This is a genomic window from Hyphomonas sp. GM-8P (assembly GCF_003263315.1).
Classification (GTDB): Bacteria; Pseudomonadota; Alphaproteobacteria; order Caulobacterales; family Hyphomonadaceae; genus Hyphomonas.
In genome coordinates this window covers 1-563 of record NZ_AWFE01000030.1, presented here as the reverse complement: position 1 = coordinate 563, position 563 = coordinate 1, and the positions used below count along the sequence as shown (strand labels likewise).

The 563-nt window shown below is 62.0% G+C and carries 1 protein-coding gene; it reads left to right on the top strand.

The window, feature by feature from the left end; genetic code table 11:
• Nucleotides 1-103: 103 nt before the first annotated feature.
• Nucleotides 104-563, top strand: a 460-nt coding sequence (locus HY26_RS02915; protein WP_199288533.1) for a type IV secretion system protein, incomplete at its 3' end; no start/stop codon positions are given.

Genomic DNA, 563 nt, shown 5'->3' with positions numbered 1-563 from the left:
GTGGCGCTCGAAGAATCGCGCCGGGCCGCCATCGAGGAACAGGCCCGCATCCGTCACAAGCGCTTCCGCGGCGACGGCGTCGCCTACAGGCGGAACTAGCGCCATGGAAGATCTTGGCGTCATCGACCAGTTTGTTGCGACCTTCTCCGCCTATATCGACAGCGGGTTCGGTCTCCTGCAGCCGGATGTCGCGTTCCTGACCTCCGCCCTCATCGCGATCGACATCACGCTCGCCGGACTTTTCTGGGCCATGGGGCCGGACACGGATATTGTCGGCCGGTTCCTGAAGAAGGTCCTTTATGTCGGCGCCTTCGCGCTGATCCTCGGCAATTTTGCGCTCCTGTCGGACGTGGTGTTCACGAGCTTTGCACAGCTGGGGCTCAATGCCACTGGCGGCACGATTACCGCCGAGGACATCATGAAGCCGGGATTTGTCGCGGCCACCGGGTTCGATGCGGCTCTGCCCCTGCTCGACGAGATCGAAAAGCTGACCGGTCCGATCGCCTTCTTCCAGAACATCGTCATCATCGCTGTCCTGTTCCTCGCCTGGATCATCACGCTGC